This window comes from Streptomyces sp. IBSBF 2435 (assembly GCF_036815005.1).
GTDB lineage: Bacteria > Actinomycetota > Actinomycetes > Streptomycetales > Streptomycetaceae > Actinacidiphila.
This window is the reverse complement of sequence record NZ_JAJSYW010000382.1, coordinates 1-1,217: the sequence shown is the minus strand read 5'-3', so window position 1 is coordinate 1,217 and position 1,217 is coordinate 1. Positions and strand designations below refer to the sequence as shown.

Annotated in this window: 2 protein-coding genes; one reads left to right on the top strand and one right to left on the bottom strand. The window is 73.8% G+C overall.

The genetic code is table 11. The features are described from left to right. Positions 1 to 73 precede the first annotated feature (73 nt). Entirely contained in the window at positions 74 to 505 is a 432-nt protein-coding gene (locus V7E46_RS33565) for an Hsp20/alpha crystallin family protein (protein ID WP_333771930.1), read from the bottom strand. 80 nt (positions 506 to 585) lie between these two features. Here V7E46_RS33565 and V7E46_RS33560 point away from each other — a divergent pair. Then, on the top strand, positions 586 to 1,217 hold a 632-nt coding region (locus V7E46_RS33560), incomplete at its 3' end, for a type III effector protein (RefSeq protein ID WP_443054436.1).

Sequence of the window (1,217 nt, the reverse complement as noted above, 5' to 3'; positions counted from 1 at the left end):
GGGTAGGACCGGTGGGGCGGCGCGGTGGCGCCCCAGGAGGCGCGCTCGCTTCCCGCCGGGGGACGCGCCGGCTTCAGCCGGTGATCTCCTGCCGGTCCCGCTTCGCGCCGACGGCGATCTTGCGGGCCTTGGCGCGCTCGGCGACGGGGATGCGCAGCGTGAGGACCCCGGCCTCGTAGTCCGCCCGGATGTGCTCGGTGTCCAGGGCGTCCGCCAGCAGGATCCGGCGCGAGAAGACGCCGAGCGGCCGCTCGGAGACGTCCATCTGCACCCCGTCGCCGTGCGCGGCGGGCCGCCGTTCGGCCTTCACGGTCAGCATGTTGCGCTCGACGTCGATGTCGATCGCCTCCGGGGAGACCCCGGGCAGGTCGAAGGAGACCACGTACTCCTCACCGTCGCGGTACGCGTCCATCGGCATCCCCGCCGGCCTCGACCAGGTGCCGGGGCGCAGGAGCTGCTCGGTGAGTCGGTCCAGTTCACGGAAGGGGTCGGTACGCATCAGCATCGCGGAACACCTCCAGGGAGTCGGGCAGTTGCTGCCGGGTGTCTTTCACCTGCCCACTGTTGTACCATGTCATCCATCCGATGACAAACACGCCCGTCACCCGGAGGGTGACACTGGAAGCAGGTACCGTGACAGCCGACCGCACCGCACCACCCGGCCCGCCCGAACACGGCACGGCCGCCTCCTTCCTCGCCGCCGCCGCGGCGCTGGAGACGATCAGGACAGCGCTGCGCCACGCCAGCAGCGCGCAACCCGGCGACGACCCCGGAGCCGCCGAGGGCCGCCAGCAGGCACTCGCCTCGCTGCTCCTCCTGCGCGAAGTGCGCGAACAGCTCGCCGGCTGGGAGACAGGCCTCATCGAGACGGCCCGGAGTGCCGGTGCCAGCTGGGCCGACCTGGCCGCCCCCCTCGGCGTCGCCAGCCGCCAGGCCGCCGAACGGCGCTATCTGCGCCTGCGCCCCGGCACACCCGGCTCCACCGGTGAGGAACGGGTCAACGCCACCCGCAGCCGGCGCGCCGCCGACCGCACCGTCGATAGCTGGGCCAGGGCGAACGCGGCCGACCTGCGCAGACTCGCCGCCCAGATCACCGCGCTCACCGACCTGCCCACCACCGCAGGCACCGCGCTCGGCCACCTCGACACCGCCCTCGCCGCCGACGACGCCGCCGGCCTCCTCACCCCGCTGGCAGCCGCCCGCCCCCACCTGCGAAC